Origin of the sequence: Kribbella sp. NPDC051137 (assembly GCF_040682535.1) — a bacterium.
Classification (GTDB): domain Bacteria; phylum Actinomycetota; class Actinomycetes; order Propionibacteriales; family Kribbellaceae; genus Kribbella; species Kribbella karoonensis.
This window is the reverse complement of record NZ_JBFBBI010000004.1, coordinates 764,483-780,488: the sequence shown is the minus strand read 5'-3', so window position 1 is coordinate 780,488 and position 16,006 is coordinate 764,483. Positions and strand designations below refer to the sequence as shown.

Annotated in this window: 14 protein-coding genes and 1 tRNA gene; 9 read left to right on the top strand and 6 right to left on the bottom strand. The window is 68.9% G+C overall.

What is annotated here, in order from left to right; genetic code table 11:
* Nucleotides 1-10: 10 nt before the first annotated feature.
* Together AB0M51_RS24935 and AB0M51_RS24930 are read left to right on the top strand one after the other, a co-directional pair.
* Nucleotides 11-3,046: a multicopper oxidase domain-containing protein gene (locus tag AB0M51_RS24935; protein ID WP_363750608.1), complete on the top strand. Its 3,036-nt coding sequence runs from the start codon at nt 11-13 to the stop codon at nt 3,044-3,046.
* Between the two features lie 65 nt (nt 3,047-3,111).
* Nucleotides 3,112-3,594, top strand: coding sequence for a hypothetical protein (locus AB0M51_RS24930; protein ID WP_363750606.1), 483 nt, complete (start codon nt 3,112-3,114; stop codon nt 3,592-3,594).
* Nucleotides 3,595-3,599: 5 nt separating this feature from the next.
* On the opposite strand, the gene AB0M51_RS24925 is transcribed toward AB0M51_RS24930, so the two are convergent.
* Together AB0M51_RS24925 and AB0M51_RS24920 are read right to left on the bottom strand one after the other, a co-directional pair.
* Nucleotides 3,600-4,715, bottom strand: coding sequence for a HAMP domain-containing sensor histidine kinase (locus tag AB0M51_RS24925; RefSeq protein ID WP_363750604.1), 1,116 nt, complete (start codon nt 4,713-4,715; stop codon nt 3,600-3,602).
* Complete coding sequence (locus tag AB0M51_RS24920; protein ID WP_363750602.1) at nt 4,687-5,343, bottom strand: response regulator transcription factor; 657 nt, start codon at nt 5,341-5,343, stop codon at nt 4,687-4,689. Before AB0M51_RS24920 ends, AB0M51_RS24925 begins: the two co-directional genes overlap by 29 nt.
* A 280-nt stretch (nt 5,344-5,623) precedes the next feature.
* Here AB0M51_RS24920 and AB0M51_RS24915 point away from each other — a divergent pair, with 280 nt between their 5' ends.
* The 4 genes from AB0M51_RS24915 (at nt 5,624) to AB0M51_RS24900 (ending at nt 9,593) form a co-directional block, all read left to right on the top strand.
* The gene (locus AB0M51_RS24915; RefSeq protein WP_363750600.1) at nt 5,624-7,423 is read left to right on the top strand and encodes a copper resistance protein CopC; all 1,800 of its coding nucleotides are present in this window, start codon (nt 5,624-5,626) and stop codon (nt 7,421-7,423) included.
* A 290-nt stretch (nt 7,424-7,713) separates the two neighbouring features.
* Entirely contained in the window at nt 7,714-8,025 is a 312-nt protein-coding gene (locus AB0M51_RS24910) for an FMN-binding protein (protein WP_363750598.1), read from the top strand.
* Nucleotides 8,026-8,594: 569 nt separating this feature from the next.
* Nucleotides 8,595-9,116: a recombinase family protein gene (locus AB0M51_RS24905; RefSeq protein ID WP_363750596.1), complete on the top strand. Its 522-nt coding sequence runs from the start codon at nt 8,595-8,597 to the stop codon at nt 9,114-9,116.
* Between the two features lie 111 nt (nt 9,117-9,227).
* Entirely contained in the window at nt 9,228-9,593 is a 366-nt protein-coding gene (locus tag AB0M51_RS24900; protein WP_363750594.1) for a hypothetical protein, read from the top strand.
* 120 nt (nt 9,594-9,713) lie between these two features.
* Here AB0M51_RS24900 and AB0M51_RS24895 read toward each other — a convergent pair.
* A tRNA-Leu gene (locus tag AB0M51_RS24895) sits at nt 9,714-9,802 on the bottom strand.
* 115 nt (nt 9,803-9,917) lie between these two features.
* Between AB0M51_RS24895 and AB0M51_RS24890 the strand changes: the two genes are divergently transcribed.
* Entirely contained in the window at nt 9,918-10,406 is a 489-nt protein-coding gene (locus AB0M51_RS24890) for a VOC family protein (RefSeq protein WP_363750592.1), read from the top strand.
* Between the two features lie 48 nt (nt 10,407-10,454).
* Here AB0M51_RS24890 and AB0M51_RS24885 read toward each other — a convergent pair whose 3' ends face one another.
* A complete protein-coding gene (locus tag AB0M51_RS24885; protein WP_344194862.1) occupies nt 10,455-10,628 on the bottom strand; it encodes a CsbD family protein in 174 nt (57 codons plus the stop codon).
* A 128-nt stretch (nt 10,629-10,756) separates the two neighbouring features.
* On the opposite strand from AB0M51_RS24885, the gene AB0M51_RS24880 reads away from it, so the two are divergent.
* Nucleotides 10,757-11,293: an AAA family ATPase gene (locus AB0M51_RS24880; protein WP_344194864.1), complete on the top strand. Its 537-nt coding sequence runs from the start codon at nt 10,757-10,759 to the stop codon at nt 11,291-11,293.
* Nucleotides 11,290-12,615: a M20/M25/M40 family metallo-hydrolase gene (locus tag AB0M51_RS24875; protein WP_344194866.1), complete on the top strand. Its 1,326-nt coding sequence runs from the start codon at nt 11,290-11,292 to the stop codon at nt 12,613-12,615. Before AB0M51_RS24880 ends, AB0M51_RS24875 begins: the two co-directional genes overlap by 4 nt.
* Here the strand turns inward: AB0M51_RS24875 and AB0M51_RS24870 are convergent.
* Complete coding sequence (locus AB0M51_RS24870; RefSeq protein ID WP_363750589.1) at nt 12,606-15,029, bottom strand: glycosyl hydrolase; 2,424 nt, start codon at nt 15,027-15,029, stop codon at nt 12,606-12,608. The two genes, AB0M51_RS24875 and AB0M51_RS24870, sit on opposite strands and share 10 nt — an antisense overlap.
* 110 nt (nt 15,030-15,139) lie before the next feature.
* Nucleotides 15,140-16,000: a LysR family transcriptional regulator gene (locus AB0M51_RS24865; protein ID WP_363750587.1), complete on the bottom strand. Its 861-nt coding sequence runs from the start codon at nt 15,998-16,000 to the stop codon at nt 15,140-15,142.
* Nucleotides 16,001-16,006 lie beyond the last annotated feature (6 nt).

Genomic DNA, 16,006 nt, shown 5'->3' with positions numbered 1-16,006 from the left:
GACGACGACGATGACGAACAGATTCCGGGTCGCCGCCGTCGGCGCCGCGACCGCAGCCCTGGTCTCCGCGCTGCTCGCACCGATCCACGCGGCGGCCGCTCCAGCGGTCCAGGACTCTCCGGCCCGTGCGTCGGTTGCTCTGGGCAAGCTCACGCCACGTGGCTGCAGCTTCGGCGCGGCGACCGCGGCGTGCGACCTCTACGCGATGGCCGGGACCGCGAGTGTGTTGGGAACCAACGTGCCGATCTGGGGATTCTCATTGACCGGCGCGGCCGGCTCGGCCACCACACCCGGTCCGGTACTCGTCGTCCATCAGGGCGACCAGGTAACCGTGACACTGCACAACCAGCTCGCCGGACAGTCGGTCTCGTTGGCCTTCCCGGGTCAGTCGGTGCCGACCGGTGGCGAGGACACGGCGGGAATCGGCTCGGGCACCCGCGCCTACACCTTCACCGCGAGCCACCCTGGGACGTTCCTGTACGAGGCCGGTCACACGCCAGGAGGCGCGCGGCAGGTGGCGATGGGCCTGGCGGGTGCGTTCGTCGTACTGCCCTCCGACGGTTCGGCGTACGGGACGCAACCGGCCGGGTATCCGGCGAGCCAGTACGACGACGACGCGCTGGTCGTACTCAGTGAGATCGATCCGGCGTTCAACGCGAACCCGACCGGATTCGACCTACGCGACTTCGCGCCGAAGTACCGGATGATCAACGGCAAGCCGTTCCCGGCCAGCGATCCGATCGCGACCGACCAGGGCCACAAGGTCCTGCTGCGTTACGTGAACGTGGGCTCCCTCACGCATCCGATGACGGTATTGGGCGGCGTGCAGACCGAGATCGCGAATGGCGGCCACCCGGCGCACTACGCCACCACGGTCGCCGCGGAGAGCATCGATCCCGGGCAGACGCTGGACGCGCTGGTGACGATGCCGACCGGTCCGGAAGCCAAGCTGGCGCTGTACGAGCCGGCGCGGCATCTCGACAACAACGGTCAGCACACCGCGGATCCGGCGCAGTTCGCGTTCGGCGGCATGCTGACGTTCCTCGACACCAACGCGCCGCCACCGGCCACCGACGGTGTCGGGCCAGTCTCGAGCCACGTCAGGCTGGCTCCCAACCCGGCGACCGGGCAGGTACCGGTCACGGTGACGGCCGATCTCAGCGACGCGACCACCGGCGGATCCGGCGTCAGCCAGGCGGAGTTCGTCCTCGACGACGCGGTCACCGTCGGCCCGGGATTCGGTACGCCGATGAGCCTGCCGAGCAACGGCGTGACGGTCGTGGGGGCGACCGGGACGATCACGACGGCGATGATGGCCGCCCTGGACGCCGGACGGCACACGGTCTTCGTCCGCGGACTCGATGCCGCGGGCAATTGGGGTGTCGTCGGCTCGGTCATTCTGAACCTACCGAAGACCGGGCCGCAGACAACGAACGGGTCGATCGCCGACGTACCGGCCAACGGTTCGGTCGCGGTGAGCGTGTCCGCCACGGGTGACGACTCGGACGCGGGCGGGGTGATCACCGCGGCGGAGTACTTCCTCGACACGGCCGGAGCGAACGGTGCCGGCACGCCGCTGGCGCTGAACCGCAGCGCGACCGTGGTGTCCGAGGACGCGGATCTCTCGCCGTCGTTGCTGCAGACGCTCGCCGAGGGCACGCACCACGTGCTCGTGCACAGCAAGGACTCGTTGGGGCTGTGGGGTCCGCCGTTGGACATTCCGCTGCCGATCGACGTGACCGGCCCCGCCGTCGACGCGGCTGCGGTCGGCCCGAACCCGACGAACGGCGTACTGGCCGACAAGAGCCACCCGGGAAACCTGCTGATCTCCGCCGAGATCACCGACAAGGACGCCGGTGGCGCGCTCCAGAGCAACCTGGTCGACGCCGAGGCGTTCCTCGACCCGACCGTGCCGAACCCACCCGGCGGAACAGGGTTGCAGTTGCTCCCGGTCGACGCGAAACTCGACTCGTCCAGTGAGGCGTTCTATGGGATGATCCCGCTGACGCAGATCAAGGCGCTTGCCGATGGCACCCATCACGTCTACGTACGTGGTCAGGACGCCGCCGGCAACTGGGGACCGTTGTTCGCGGTCAACCTGGTCGTGGACAAGACCGCGCCCGTCCTGGGTGCGCTGACGGCCGCGCCGAACCCGACCAACGGGGCAGACACGCTGACGCTCACCGCGCCGGTCACCGACGCCTCGCTGATCGCGAAGGCGGAGTACTGGCTCGGGAGTACCGATCCTGGCATCGGCAAGGGCATCTCGGTGCCGGTCAGCGTGGTCGCGGGCAAGGTCCAGGTGACCGTACCGCTAGCCTCCGTGTCGCCGGGCAACCAGCTGTTCAACCTGCGCGTGCAGGACCTTGCCGGCAACTGGAGCAAGCCGGTCGGCACGACCGTCTCGGTCCAGCGACCGAACCGGATCTTCTCCGACGACTTCGAGTCGGGCGGGTTCGGATTCTGGAGCGGCCGGACCGGTGGTGTCGCGAACACGACAACTGCGGCGCGGCCTGGCGCACTGGAGCCCGGAAGCCTTCGCGGTCTGCAGGTCACCCTGCCGGGCGCGGGGTACCTGACCGACAGCACCCCGACGGCGGAGACGTCGTACCACGCGCGGTTCGTCTTCAACCGGAACACGCTCACCTCCGGGACGAGCGCTACGACCGCCCTGAGTGTGCTGCAGGCGCGGACAGCGGCCAATGGTCAGGTGTTCGCACTCGAGTACCGGTACGCGGCCGGCTCGGCCCAGGTTCGGACGGTTCTCGACCGTAGCGGCGCAGGTGCCCTGACCGGCGCCTGGGTGACGCTGACGCCCGGCGACCACACCCTGCAGCTCGACTGGACGTCCGGACCGGCGACGGGCACCTCCGCGGGCTCGGTGCGGCTGCTGGTCGACGGGGTCAGCCGTTCGCTGCAGACGGGCAACACCAGCACGCTGCGGATCGAGACAGCCTGGCTCGGGGTGTCGGCCGGTTTGAGCTCCAGCTCGGCCGGACAGGCGTACTTCGACACCTTCAACTCGACCAGGTACACGATGCCGTAGCGGCAGCGGGAAGCCGGGGACCCACCCACCGGGTCCCCGGCTTCCCTTCAGGGGAGGGGACCTCCATGCTCGAAGCAACAATTGACCGTCCCACCAAGCGGGGCCGTGGTCTCAGCCGGCTGGTAGTGCTGAGCGCGGTTCTCGCCGTCGCACTGGTCGTCGGCGTGCTCGTCGGCCTGAAGATCTGGTCGTCGTCCGACGGCGCCGGATCGTTCCCGCAGAGTGCGGCGATCGAGCAGCAGTACGGTGTGCGTTTCAGCCGGATCGCCGTGGTCGGGGACGGTGGACTCGTCACGCTGACGTACGTCGTGCTGGACAGCGAGAAGGCCGGCCGGTTCCAGTCCGACGTACAGCACCCGCCGGAGCTACGCAGCGAGGTTCGGGACGGCGGTACCAAGCGGGTGTCGGTGATGAAGCAAGGGCATACCTTGCGTGCCGGGCAGACGTACTATCTCGTCTACCAGAACACGAAGGGCGCACTGCGGCACGGTGAGAAGGCGTCGATCGAGCTGGGCGGGCTCAGCCTGCGCCATGTACCGGTGCTGTGAGCGCGTCAGCCGTCGGTGGAATCGCTGTCGCGAGCGGGCAGCATCACCTGGAACAGGGCGCCACCCTCGGGAGCCCGCTCGGCGACGATCTGACCGCCGTGTGCTTGCACGGTGGCTTGCGCCATCGCCAGACCGAGGCCGCTGCCGGGCGCCTTCGACGGCGGACGTCGATGCCAGAAGCGTTCGAAGACGTGCGGCAGGTCCTTGGGCCGAATACCAGGACCGGCGTCGGCGACGCTGATCAGGTACCACGGACCGGAGCGCTCACACGACAGGCGTATCCGGTCGCCCGGCGAGGTGAAGTGTACGGCGTTCTCGATCAGCGCATCGAGGGCCAGCTCGAGCCAAGACCTGTCCGCCGCGACCACCGCGGCCCCCACCGGGCGGTCGAACTGCCAGTCCCGGTCCGCGCTCTCGCGCCAGTTGCGCGCGATGTCGTCGAGGAACTCGCCGAGGTCGAGATCGTGGTAGCGCAGCGCGCGGCCGGAATCGAGTTTGGCCAGCGCCAGCAGGCGGGTGGACAGCGCGGACAGCCGGTCCATCTGGCGTACGACGATCCCGTAATCCTCGGTGGACTCGGGAGTGTCGACGATCGGTTCGAGCAGTTCGAGGTGGCCGAGCGCGATCGTCACCGGCGTACGCATCGCATGCGACGCCTCCCGGAAGAACTCGCGTTCGCGCTCGAACACGGCCAGCCGTTCCTCGGACATCAACTCGAGCTGGTCCTGTGCCGCCTTCCGGCGGCGCGCGTGCCAGACCATCGCGAGGAAGAGCATCGGCATCAGCGGAATCTCCGCCCACTCCGCCCGGCTGCTGCCGTCCTGGAGTTGGTGGGCGACCAGGATCCATCCCGTGCTGGTGGTCACGAGAAACGTGACGATCAGCGTCGGCACCATCGGCCAGACGCGGAAGCCGTACACGAGCGTCAGACCCAGGAACAGCAGGTGGTACGGGATGACCTCGCGCTCGATCATCACACTCATCAGCGCCAGCATCGCGAGGATGAACAGCGCGAGCAGGCCGTCGACCACGCGGTACGTCTGCTGACTCAGCCGGCCCGAGATCAGCCGGGTGGTCAGGCCAGGCGCCGCGTCACGCGCTTTGAAGCTGATAGCCGACATTGCGCACGGTCTCGATCACGTCGCGGGTCATCTTGCCCCGCAGCCGACGGACGTAGACGTCGACGATGTTGGTCGCGGGATCGAAGTCGTATCCCCAGACCGCGGACAGCAGTTCGCTGCGGGAGCAGACCTTGTCGGGTCTCCGCATGAGGTGCTGCATGAGCAGGAACTCGCGTTCCGACAGGCCCGCCTCGATGCCGTCGATGCGCAGCTTGCGGGTACGGATGTCGAGGGTGATCCGGCCGACCCGCAGTACGAGCTCCTCGGTCGTCTTGCCGGTCGCGTCACGCAGGCCGAACCGTACTCTGGCCAGCAGCTCGCGGATCGTGAAGGGCTTCGGCAGGATGTCGACGCCTTGCTCCAGGCAACGAACCCGGGCCTCCGCGTCGGCGGCCGCCGAGAGGACCAGGACGCGGGTGTTCGGGCTGCTGACGAGCACCGCCGCGATCACTGCCTGGCCGTCGACCTCGGGCATCCGCAGGTCGACCACCATCAGATCCGGTTGCTTCGTCAGCGCCATCCGGAGACCGTCACCACCGTCGGTAGCGGTCAGGACCCGGTACCCCTCAGCCTCGAGCCCGCGGCGTACGAAGCGGACCACCTCTGGCTCGTCATCGATTACCAGCACTGTTGTCATGTTCTCCCCCCAGCCGGACGGCGCCGTTGGGCGTGCCCGCTGCACTGGACTCTCCCCCGAGCCCTAGGACATCTTGACTCGCTGTGACGCCCGAGGGAAGCCCGAATCGCATCTTCGGGAGCCGCTGGAGCGTGAGAACGAAATGAGAACTTTGTCATTTAGGCCCTCCGGATCGCCCGGTGGGGGATCGTCGCGCGTAGCACCGTTGGGGGAGGCGACTGTGGGGATCTGGGGTGCGCGAGGGCTTGTCAGGGCGGTTGCGCTGCTGCTCGTGGCCGCCGTTTTCTGGCTGAGCAGCGGCCTGGCCGCGGAGGCTCACCCGGTGCTGCTGCGGTCCACGCCGTCCGACGGCCAGACGGTCCGTACGGCGCCGCGCCAGCTCGATCTGTGGTTCTCCGAGCCGCCGACGGCCGCCGGTATGGACATCGCGCTGACTGATCGAGACGGCAAGTCGTATCCGGTGGTCGCGCGAATCGCAGATCAGGGCATTCACGTGGTCTTGACGGGCTTTCCGGAGTTGCCTCGGTCGGTGTACGAGCTGCGGTGGAGCGTGGTGTCGAAGTACGACCTCCATCGGCTGCAAGGCACGGTGGTCTTCGGAGTCGGGCTGGCCGCTACTTCGACCGGTCAGCCCGCCGAATCCGTGACCGGGCCGGCCGGAACGGTGGCAGACGACCTGCTGGGCTGGTTCGATCTGGCTGCGACGGCCGTCGTCTGCGGCTGGGTGCTCGTGGTCGCGGCGGGTTCTCGCCGTCGGGGGTTCACGCTGCCTGCGGACTCAGTGGGCACCATGCGCGGGCTGGTGGCCGCGTTCGGGATGCTCTCGGTGTTCGCGTCGCTCGCACGGGGTGCCAGGCAGTGGTCGGAGGCGGCCGGATCCGACTCCGGCCTGGCGGTGGTCAAGGATTCCGGTCAGCTGCTCCGGTGGTCGCTGCGTGAGGTCGTACTGGTCATCATCTGCACGCTCTTGGTGCGACAGTCGCGCCGCGGCGCCTCGGGCAGCGCGGCGACGCTGCCACTGGTCTGCCTGCTGCTCGCAGATCTGGTCCTGCGCGCGGCGACCAGCCATGCTCGTGGCGGGCCGCTCTCGCTCGTGGTGCTCGCCGTGCACCAGGTCGCGGCCCTCGCGTGGGTCGGCGGGCTCGTCGTACTCGGCATCCTGACTGCTCGGTTGCGCGGAGAGCGGAGCTTGACCTTGGATCTGTGGAGGTCCTTCGGTCCAGTCGCGGCGTGCTCCGTGGCGGTGCTCACGATCACGGGGCTCTTGCTGACCGGGCGCCAGGTGGCCTCTGTCGACGCCGCGATCAGCACGGCGTACGGGCGGGCCTTGCTGATCAAGCTGGCTCTGGCAGGTGTGCTGATGCTGCTCGGCCTGCGCCACGCGGCACGCCTCCACCCGTGGCTGCGGCGACGGATCGGCCCGCCCGTGCTGCCGTCGTCCCGAGCGCGGGCGATCTCGCCGCTGCTGGGAGTCGGCGTCGCCTTGATGGCTGTCGTGCTGGCAGGAACGCCGCCGGCTCGCGGGCCGCAGTTCGACAAGCCCGAAGTGACCGCCTCGCGGGCCAACTATCAGGTGGACGATCTGCTGGTCACCGTCTCGCTCGGCCCCAACCAACCCGGCAGGAGCCTCCTGCTGGTCGATGTGGTCAGCAGCAGGCGTCCGTCCCCCGGGCCGATCACGGCTGTGACGGCCGACCTGGGATCGACCTCGGGGATCGTCCTGCGGCGTACGTCGGGCGCCGCACAGGGCGGCAGCGGACAGGGTGGCGGACAGTGGCAAGCGGCTGTCGACGTCGAGGCGACCGGACCCGTGCCGCTGCGGATCGTGGCCGCGCGCAACCACCCTGGTCCGGCTGTCGTCACGACGACCTGGATCGTACCGACCGGCCTGCCGCCGCGGCCCGTCCTGGTGTCGAACAGCCCGCTCGCGCCGTGGACAACAGCCCTTGCGCTGGCGTTCGCGTTGGCCGCGTCGGCCGTCGGGTTCGCGCTCCTGCGCAGGTGCCGCCGTACCCGGAATCCCGTCGTTGCTGCAGAGCCGGTGCAATGCGTACCCTCGGGCGCTCGCTGACCGCCGCACGGTCTCAATGTTGCGACAGGCCCGGCTAGTCCAAGGAAGGACCAAGAATCCCCAGGCATCGTCGGAGACATGACGTCCCGCGAAGCAGCAGTGGATGCCGCGCACCAAGCGAGCGCGCTGTGACCAGGCACTCCGAGCGGTTGCGTCGCAACCTTCTCGTTGGCGGGAGTACCGGCGTGCTGCTGGTTCTGTTGTTTCTCTATCCGACCAGCCGGAATCACCTCTCCTCGCCGCCGGTGGCCGCGGCGCCGCCGGGTGTCGTGCGAACGTCGCCAGGTGTCGTGAAACCCTCTTCGAAGACCAGCGATGTGACGGTGAACGGGACGTCCGAAGACACGCAGTACGGGCCGGTGCAGGTCCGGATCACGGTTCGAGGCAAGCGGCTGGTGAAGGCGACCGCTGTGGTGTATCCGTCGTCCGGCGGGCGTGACCAGGAGATCAGCTCGTTCGCGCTGCCGCAGTTGGAGCAGGAGGCGATCGCCGCACAGAGCGCCCGGATCGACACGGTGTCGGGAGCGACGTTCACATCGGACGGCTACCGCCGTTCGCTGCAGTCCGCCCTCGACGCGGCGCACTTTCGTACCGCTGGATGAGCGGCTCCAAGATTCCCCAAGAACTCGCTTCAAGCCCGGGCACTCCGTACCGGTCATGGCTGTTCCAGGTTTGTACTCGAAGCGCGGCGGCTGACCGTGATGTCTGGTGCAGGCTGAGACGAATCGTTGTAAGACTGGCGCAGAAGAGGCGTAGAAACGATGGCGCCTCCCAATCGGAGGAGAAGGCATCTTGAGTAGCGCCGGGCAGGACGAGTCGGCGACGCTGGACGAGCTGCTTGGGATGGAGGCGCCTACTGGTCGTCCGGTCAGTGGTGATGGGATCGGGCGGCTTGCTTTCTACGGGCGATGTTCGACGGAGGACAACCAGGATCCGAAGTCGTCGCTGGCGTGGCAGCTGGGTGAGGCCGCGCGGTTTGTCGAGCCGCGTGCTCCACGAGTTGAAGAATCCGCGCCGCGGCTGGGACGGCCTTGTCGTAGGGGAGGCGACGAGGTGCTGGTATGGCAACCAGTGTGGATCCCGAGTCTGGGTGGGCTGTTCGATTCCGAGAACACCGTGCACGACATGGCGATGACGATCACGGGTGGGTTGTCGAAGTCGGAGCGTCAGCATGTGCAGCGACGAGTGCGGGCGGCGATGGCGGCGCAGGTCGTGGAAGGCCCAGGAGGGCTATCGGCTTCGAGTGCTTGCCATCGACAACGAAGCAGCCGTCGTGGTCGAGTGCATCTTTCAGCTGTACCTTGACGGGCTGGGGCTGAAGTCGATCGCCGAAACGCTGAACGTCGAGGGTGTCCCGTGGCCGTCGGCTCACACTCCTCAGCAGAATCGGCATCGCCGGGGCGATGGATGGCAGCACACCACGGTCAAGGCGATTCTGGAGAATCCGCGACACACCGGGTTCGCGATCTACGGACGGTGGCAGAAGATCGAAGAGTTGCTGGATCCGGAGGACGTGGCTGCCGGGCACGTCGTGCGCTTCCGGCGGTCGCCGCACTCGAAGATCGTGCGGTCGCGGGAGCCTGCCCACCCGGCGATCGTGTCGGTCGATACGTTCACGTGCGTCCAGCTGGAGCTGCGCGTGCGTCGGGGAGCAGACCCGCGGATCAGGCGACGCGGGAGCGGACTCGAGTGACGACGCGCGTGTACCGGCTTCGTGGCCGCGTGAGGTGTGAGTTGTGCGGGCGGAAGATGCAGGGCGCGGCGCGGAAGCACGCGGTGTTTTACCGGTGCAGCGCGGACGTTGGTGCCAGGTTCGCCGATCGCGGACCTGCATCCGGCGAACGTGTACCTTCGCGAGGACATGCTGACGCGGAAGCTCAACGCCTGGATCGTGACCGTGTTCAGCCCCGAGAATCTCGACCAGACCGCGGAGGCGCTGGCGGCTGTTGACGATGATCGCGAGTCGGCATCAGTTGCCGTCAGGCTGGCGCAGAGGGTGCAGGCCGCGGAGTCCGCGATGGCGCGATTGCCTCGGGCGCTCGAGGCCGGCCGGGATCCAGCGGCGTTGACGGAGCAGTACAACGCCGCGGTGGCCGAAAAGCGGTCTGCGGAGGCTGAGCTCAGCGTGGTGAAGGTGTCAGGAGTTGGGCGACATGACGGCGGCGCTTGAACAGGCCGATGCAACCGACATGCAGGCGCCGTACGGGGCGTTAGGTCTGTAAGTGAGTTACAACCACGAGACCAGATCGACTGAAGTCGCCGTAAGCCCCGCTCTGCGTGGCTTTCACGTTGGTGTCCGAGGGGGGACTTGAACCCCCACGCCCCGCGAAGGGCACTAGCACCTCAAGCTAGCGCGTCTGCCTATTCCGCCACCCGGACGAGTGGTCTGACCGCTTGCGCGGTGCCGACCGGAGAACAGTAGCAAACTCCAGGGGTGGAATTCACATCGGGCGGATCGGGGTGTCTGATGGGGGTGAGGGAAGGGTGGGTGGAGATGGCGGAGATCGATCTCGGCGCGGTGGAGGCGGAGCGGGAACGGCTCCGGGCGGCGTATCTGAAAGCGGGCGCGCCGTCGTCGGCGCGTGGGCTTCATCACACAGCGTTACTGTGCGCGGACGTCGAGCGGACGGTGCGGTTCTACCAGGAGGTGCTCGGGTTTCCGTTGACCGAAATGGTGGGGAACCGGGACTACGAAGGGTCCACGCACTTCTTCTTCGACATCGGGAACGGGAACCTGCTGGCGTTCTTCGACTTCCCGGGTCTCGAGCTCGGGCCGTACGCCGAAGTCCTCGGCGGGCTGCACCACCTGGCGATCTCGGTGGAGCCGGCGCGCTGGGACGAACTGACGGGGCGGCTGACCGAGCACGGCGTGGAGTTCCTGGAGGAGAGCGGTACGTCGATCTACTTCCGCGACCCCGACGGCGCCCGGATCGAACTGATCGCGGATCCGCTCGGGGAGATGTACGGGCTGAAGGTGCTCTGAGCACTGCCGCCGGATCCGTCCGGAAGCGGCGGCAGTCGAGGGCCTGGGTCAGTCCTTGAAGGCGTCCTTGACCTTCTCGCCGGCCTGCTTCAGGTCTTCCTTGCTCTTCTCGGCCTGGCCTTCCGCCTGCAGGTCCCGGTTGTCCGTCGCGTCGCCGGCCATCTCCTTGGCCTTGCCCTTGGCGGCCTTGGCAGCGTGCTTCGCCTTGTCTCCGGCATTCATCCGCGATCACTCCTTCGCGTCGTTCGACGCGTCCCCGGTACCCCGGGCCGGGGCCCACATGCACGACCTGAAATACCGCGACCTGAAATACATTGCCGCGCCGGACGGCGGGCGGCAGGATCGCGGGCGTGGACTGCGTACTCGTGACCGGGATGCCCGGCGCCGGCAAGTCGACCGTGACCCGCCTCGTGGCCGAACGGCTGCCGCGGTCGGCGCGGCTCGGCGGTGACGAGGTGAACGCGATGATCGTGAACGGATTCGTCTGGGCGCTCGGTGAGCCGGCGGACGAGGCGGCGCGGCAGGTCGAGTTGCTGCACCGGAACCTGTGCGCGCTGGCGAACAACTTCGTGGACGCCGGCTTCACCCCGCTGATCGACGCGATGATCCCGTCGCGGGCGAAGCTCGACTTCTTCGTGGAGCACCTGAGTCCGCGGCGGATGCTGTTCGTCGTACTGGCGCCCGGGATCGAGGTGTGCCGGTACCGGAACACGATCCGCGACCCGGCGGAGCGGTTCGACTTCGACGGGTACGAGCGGCTCGAGGCCGACATGCGACGGGAGTTCGGCGACACCGGATGGTGGCTCGACACCTCCGGCCTGACCGCCGGGGAAACCGCCGACCGGATCGTCGACGAGGCAGCACGCACACCTAGGATGGGCGCATGACGACCTCGACCGACAGTACGTCGTACGCCGCCGACGCCGAGGTGGTGGAGCTCTGCAGCGAGCTGATCCGCATCGACACGACGAACTACGGGAACGGCAAGAGCAACGGCGAGCGGGTCGCGGCGGAGTACGTCGCGGCGAAGCTGGCCGAGGTCGGGATCGAGTCGACCATCTACGAGTCCGAGCCGGGCCGGGCGACGCTGGTCGCCCACTGGGACGGCGAGGACCAGAGTGCGGACCCGCTGCTCGTGCACGGGCACCTGGACGTGGTGCCCGCCGACCCGAAGGACTGGAAGGTCGACCCGTTCGCGGGGGAGATCTTCGACGGGTGCGTGTGGGGCCGCGGCGCGGTCGACATGAAGGACTTCGACGCGATGGTGCTGTCCGTCGTCCGGGCGCGGCAGCGGGCCGGGGTGAAGCCGCGGCGGCCCGTCCGGCTGGTGTTCACCGCCGACGAGGAGGCCGGCGGCGTGTACGGCGCCCAGTGGCTGATCGACAACCATCCGGACACGATCGCCGACTGCACCGAGGGGATCGGCGAGGTCGGCGGGTTCTCGGTCACGGTCAAGGACGACCTGCGGCTGTACCTGATCGAGACCGCCGAGAAGGGCATGAACTGGATGCGCCTCAAGGCCCGCGGTACGGCGGGTCACGGGTCGATGGTGAACACCGACAACGCGGTCACCAACCTGGTCGAGGCGGTCACCCGGATCGGTTCGCACGAGTGGCCGCTGCGGGTCACACCGACGGTCCGCGAGTTCCTCAAGACGCTCGAGGACCTGCTCGGCACCGAGCTCGACCCGGACGACATGAGCACCACGCTGGCGAAGCTCGGCAGCTTCAGCCGGATGTTCGGCGCGACGATCCGGAACACCGCGAACCCGACGATGCTGAACGCCGGCTACAAGGTGAACGTGATCCCCGGCGACGCCGAGGCGCACATCGACGGGCGGTTCCTGCCCGGGTACGAGGACGAGTTCTACGCGACCATCGACGAGCTGCTCGGCGACAAGGTGCAGCGCGAGACCGTGGTCACCGACATCGCGCTGGAGACCGAGTTCAGCGGCGGGCTCGTGGACGCGATGAAAGCGTGCGTGCAGGCCGAGGACGCGCAGGCCCGGTTCGCGCCGCTGCTGATGTCGGGCGGTACGGACGCGAAGTCGTGGAGCCGGCTCGGCGTCCGGTGCTTCGGCTTCGTGCCGTTGCAGCTGCCGCCGGACCTGGACTTCATGGGCATGTTCCACGGTATCGACGAGCGGGTGCCGACGTCGGCGCTGGAGTTCGGCTCGCGGGTGCTGGATCGATTCCTGACTCAGGCCTGACGCAGGATCCGCGGTACGGCGAGCAGCCCGGAGTTCAGGTACTCCGTCGCGTGTTCGACGTGCTGCAGGTCGAAGCGCCGGCCGTAGGTGACGGCGGATTCGGCGGCCACGTCGAGCAGGTGCTGGTCGGCGGAGAGCGCGTTGGCGGCGGTGTTGTGGACGACGATGCGCAGGTCGTTGGCTCCTGGGCGAGCGGCCGCGGTGAGGTCGACCTGGTACGGCGGGGCCCAGAGGGTGGCGCAGTGCACGCCGTTCAGGTAGATGTCGGCGGCCACGCCTACCGGCGGGGTGATGAGCGCTCGGTAGGAGTTGCCTGGTACGTAGGGCTCGGCGTCGGGTGGGACCGGGGTGCCAGGGCCCAGGTCGAGGAGCAGCCGGTCGGTTGTCGCCGGTAGGTCCACCTCGGTTCGGTAGGTGGCGGAGCCGGAGTACGTCGTACGCGCCGGGTCGTCCTCCCAGCGGTGGGGGAGCCGCACCGCCGCAACCTCCTTGCCAAAGGCAACCGTCCAGCCGCCTTCGACCGCACAGACGAGGTGGCTGGACGGCTCAGCACCAGGCACATCCGTCGTCGCCACCAGCACAGCTGATTCGTAGGGGTGGAGTGTGGTGGAGTGGATGGTCTGGGATTCAGCGCTCAGGGGGTTCCAGCGTTCCATCGCGGCGGGGAAGGTGAGCGTGCGAGGCTCGGCCGCGGTGTTGGCGACGAAGTAGAGGTCGGCGTCGTCGAGGCGGCGGTGTACGACGCCGACGTCCTCGACCGGGGTGAAAGCCGCGGGCGGGAGACTGTCGGCGAGGGTGGACAGATCGGTGACGACCGTCCCGCCGGCCGCGGTGACCGCGTCGAGCCACGCGCGGGTCCGAGTCGGCAGCGTCGTTCCGGACGGTACGACGATCACCGGGACGTCGGCCGGATCGACCGTCGTGATGGCGTCGTCGTCGATCAGGTCGAAGTCGAGGCCCGCGTCGCGGATCGTCCGCGGGACGGCCTCAGGGATCAACCGACGGACGACCCGATACAAGTTGCGCGGTTCGGTGCCGCCGGCAACGTACGCGTCCGACGCCGGGATGTAGATCTTGACCGGCCGCACCGGCGTACCCTGCCGCAGCACCCACGACAACCGTTGCAGCGAGCCGAACAGAGCCGTTGCCGCCGGCCACCAGGGGTTGCGGTCGTCGAGGGCGCCGGCGGCGTAGAAGATCCACCCGAGTCCGGGCCTGTCGGACGGCGAGTACGGCCAGCCGTGCCCGATCAGGTGGTTGACGCCGGACAGGAAATGCTCGTGCGCCTCACCCCGGAGATCCAGCGGCGTCGCCCGGAACGACGGTGAGTGCACCCACGTCCACACCTCGGCCGACACGACCGACTGGCCGTAGATATTCGCCGCCGACGACGCCCACCGGGTCTCGGGGATGCCCCTCCACGCCCACCCCTCACCCTCGGAGATGTCCGCGAACCGGTAGCTGCTCATCGTCGCCGGCGGTTCGCCGTAGCTCTGGATCCGGAACGGTACGCCGTGCTCCGCGGCCCAGGCCTGGAACACCTTGAGGAAGTTGTCCTCGTACAGCTCCGACAACGTCCGGCCGAAGTCGATCCGCAACTCCCGCGCGCCGTCGACGTCGACCAGCAGCTCGTACAACCGCGGCCGGAGGTCGTACCCGCGCCGCTCCAGGAACTCGGAGAAGATCGCCGGCGTCCAGTCCGCGCCGTACACCTCGAGGCTGTCGCAGAACACCGACCCGACCGGCATCGCTGCCTTGAGCAACGGTTCCGCGACGGCGCGGATGTGTTCCCGCGCCGCGGCCGCCGAGTAGTGGTCGAGTGTGTGCCCCTCGGCGCCGGCCGCCGCCCGCTTCACGTTCTGCCCGGTGACCCGCGACGTCGCGATCAGCACCTCGCGCGGCTGCCCGCCCGCCGGTACGTGGATGGTCCCGTCGCTCACCGGCACCTCGACGTACGACGTCGGTGCGCCGGCCGAGCCGTCACCGACGTACGCGGCGACGAACTCGTCACCGGGCCACGCGGCCGCGATCGGTACGTCGTACGCCGCCGCGCCGATCTCGCGCCGGTCCCAGTGCAGCTGCCGCGCCGCGTGCGCGGTCCCGACATGCGGGCCGCCGTACGACCAGCCGCTTCCGAGCGTCACGTCGAACCGCAGGCCGAGCGCCTGCGCCGTCCGCGACGCGTGCCCGACCAGTTCGAGGAATTCCGGCGATCCGAAGGGCGCGGTCACCGGCGCCATCGGATACACGAACGACACCTCGGCCCCGCCGAGCCCGGCCGCCGCCATCGCGTTCAGCTCGCGATCGATCTCGTCCCGGTCGACGGACGGTCCGAACCACCACCACCGCATCATCGGCCGCGCCTCGGGCGGCGGGTTCCGGAACTGTCGTCGTACGTCGTCGACGGTCGCCATACGCTCCACCCCATCGTGGCGGCGGCCACGGGTCAACGCGGATGACCAGATTTGGTCACATCCGAGACCAGGAACAACGTGCCGCCGTCACCGCGACGACTCACCGCTGTTCACGACAAGTTCAAGGTCGCGCGGAGCTGGGGGAGGTGGGCGATCAGCGGCTTGGGCGGTGTGGGGGTGGTGACGACCGAGAGGGTGAGGCGGTAGCGGAACGGCGCGGGCATCAGGTGTTCGCCGGGACGAAGCTCCGTGGCCAGGGCGGTGCGGGGGACGAGGGCCAGGTGGGCGCGGCGGCGGGCCATCGCGACGGTGGTGCTGAGCGTGACGCCGCGGCGGGGGATCGCGCCGAGGGCGGCGAGCCGGTCGTGGACGTCCTCGCTGCCGCGGTCGTACGTCGAGAACACCATCGGGCGGTCCTTCAGCGGCTGCCGGCCGCGACCTGGCGGGCGCGCGCCCGGCGGGACGAACAGGACGAGCTCGTCGTGGCCGACCCGGCGGGAGACGGTGCCGTGCGGGAGCGCCATCTGCTCGGCGATCGCGATGAAGGCGGCGTCCATGGTGCCCTCGGCGACGCGTTCGACCAGGAAGTGGCCGTGGTCGACCTGCTGCTGGATCTCGACGTCGGGGAGGTCGGCGTCCAGGATCGGGAACAGGATCGGGGCGATGCTGTTGAACGTGCCGATCACGAGCCGCTGACCGGCGGCGGCCGCGCGGGTGGCGGCGTACACCTCCTCGAGGTGACCGAGGATGTGGTCGGCGCGGCGGCTGAGCTCGGCCCCGGCCGGCGTCGGGCGGGCGCCCCGGGTGTCGCGCTCGAACAGCTTGGTACCGCAGAGGCGTTCTAGGCGGGACAGTCGCTGGGACGCGGACGGCTGCGAGATGCGCAGCTCACGCGCCGCGGTGCCGACCGCGCCGGTTCGGGCGACGGCCTGGACCAGCCGCAGGTCCTCGACCGAGGGTAATGAGGCCATAGGTGC

Bases quoted from the DNA above. Each gene is read 5' to 3' on its own strand.
- AB0M51_RS24935 (WP_363750608.1), top strand. From the start codon at position 11: ATGACGAACAGATTCCGGGTCGCCGCCGTCGGCGCCGCGACCGCAGCC.
- AB0M51_RS24930 (WP_363750606.1), top strand. From the start codon at position 3,112: ATGCTCGAAGCAACAATTGACCGTCCCACCAAGCGGGGCCGTGGTCTC.
- AB0M51_RS24925 (WP_363750604.1), bottom strand. From the start codon at position 4,715: ATGTCGGCTATCAGCTTCAAAGCGCGTGACGCGGCGCCTGGCCTGACC.
- AB0M51_RS24905 (WP_363750596.1), top strand. From the start codon at position 8,595: ATGTGCAGCGACGAGTGCGGGCGGCGATGGCGGCGCAGGTCGTGGAAG.
- AB0M51_RS24890 (WP_363750592.1), top strand. From the start codon at position 9,918: ATGGCGGAGATCGATCTCGGCGCGGTGGAGGCGGAGCGGGAACGGCTC.
- AB0M51_RS24885 (WP_344194862.1), bottom strand. From the start codon at position 10,628: ATGAATGCCGGAGACAAGGCGAAGCACGCTGCCAAGGCCGCCAAGGGC.
- AB0M51_RS24875 (WP_344194866.1), top strand. From the start codon at position 11,290: ATGACGACCTCGACCGACAGTACGTCGTACGCCGCCGACGCCGAGGTG.
- AB0M51_RS24870 (WP_363750589.1), bottom strand. From the start codon at position 15,029: ATGGCGACCGTCGACGACGTACGACGACAGTTCCGGAACCCGCCGCCC.
- AB0M51_RS24865 (WP_363750587.1), bottom strand. From the start codon at position 16,000: ATGGCCTCATTACCCTCGGTCGAGGACCTGCGGCTGGTCCAGGCCGTC.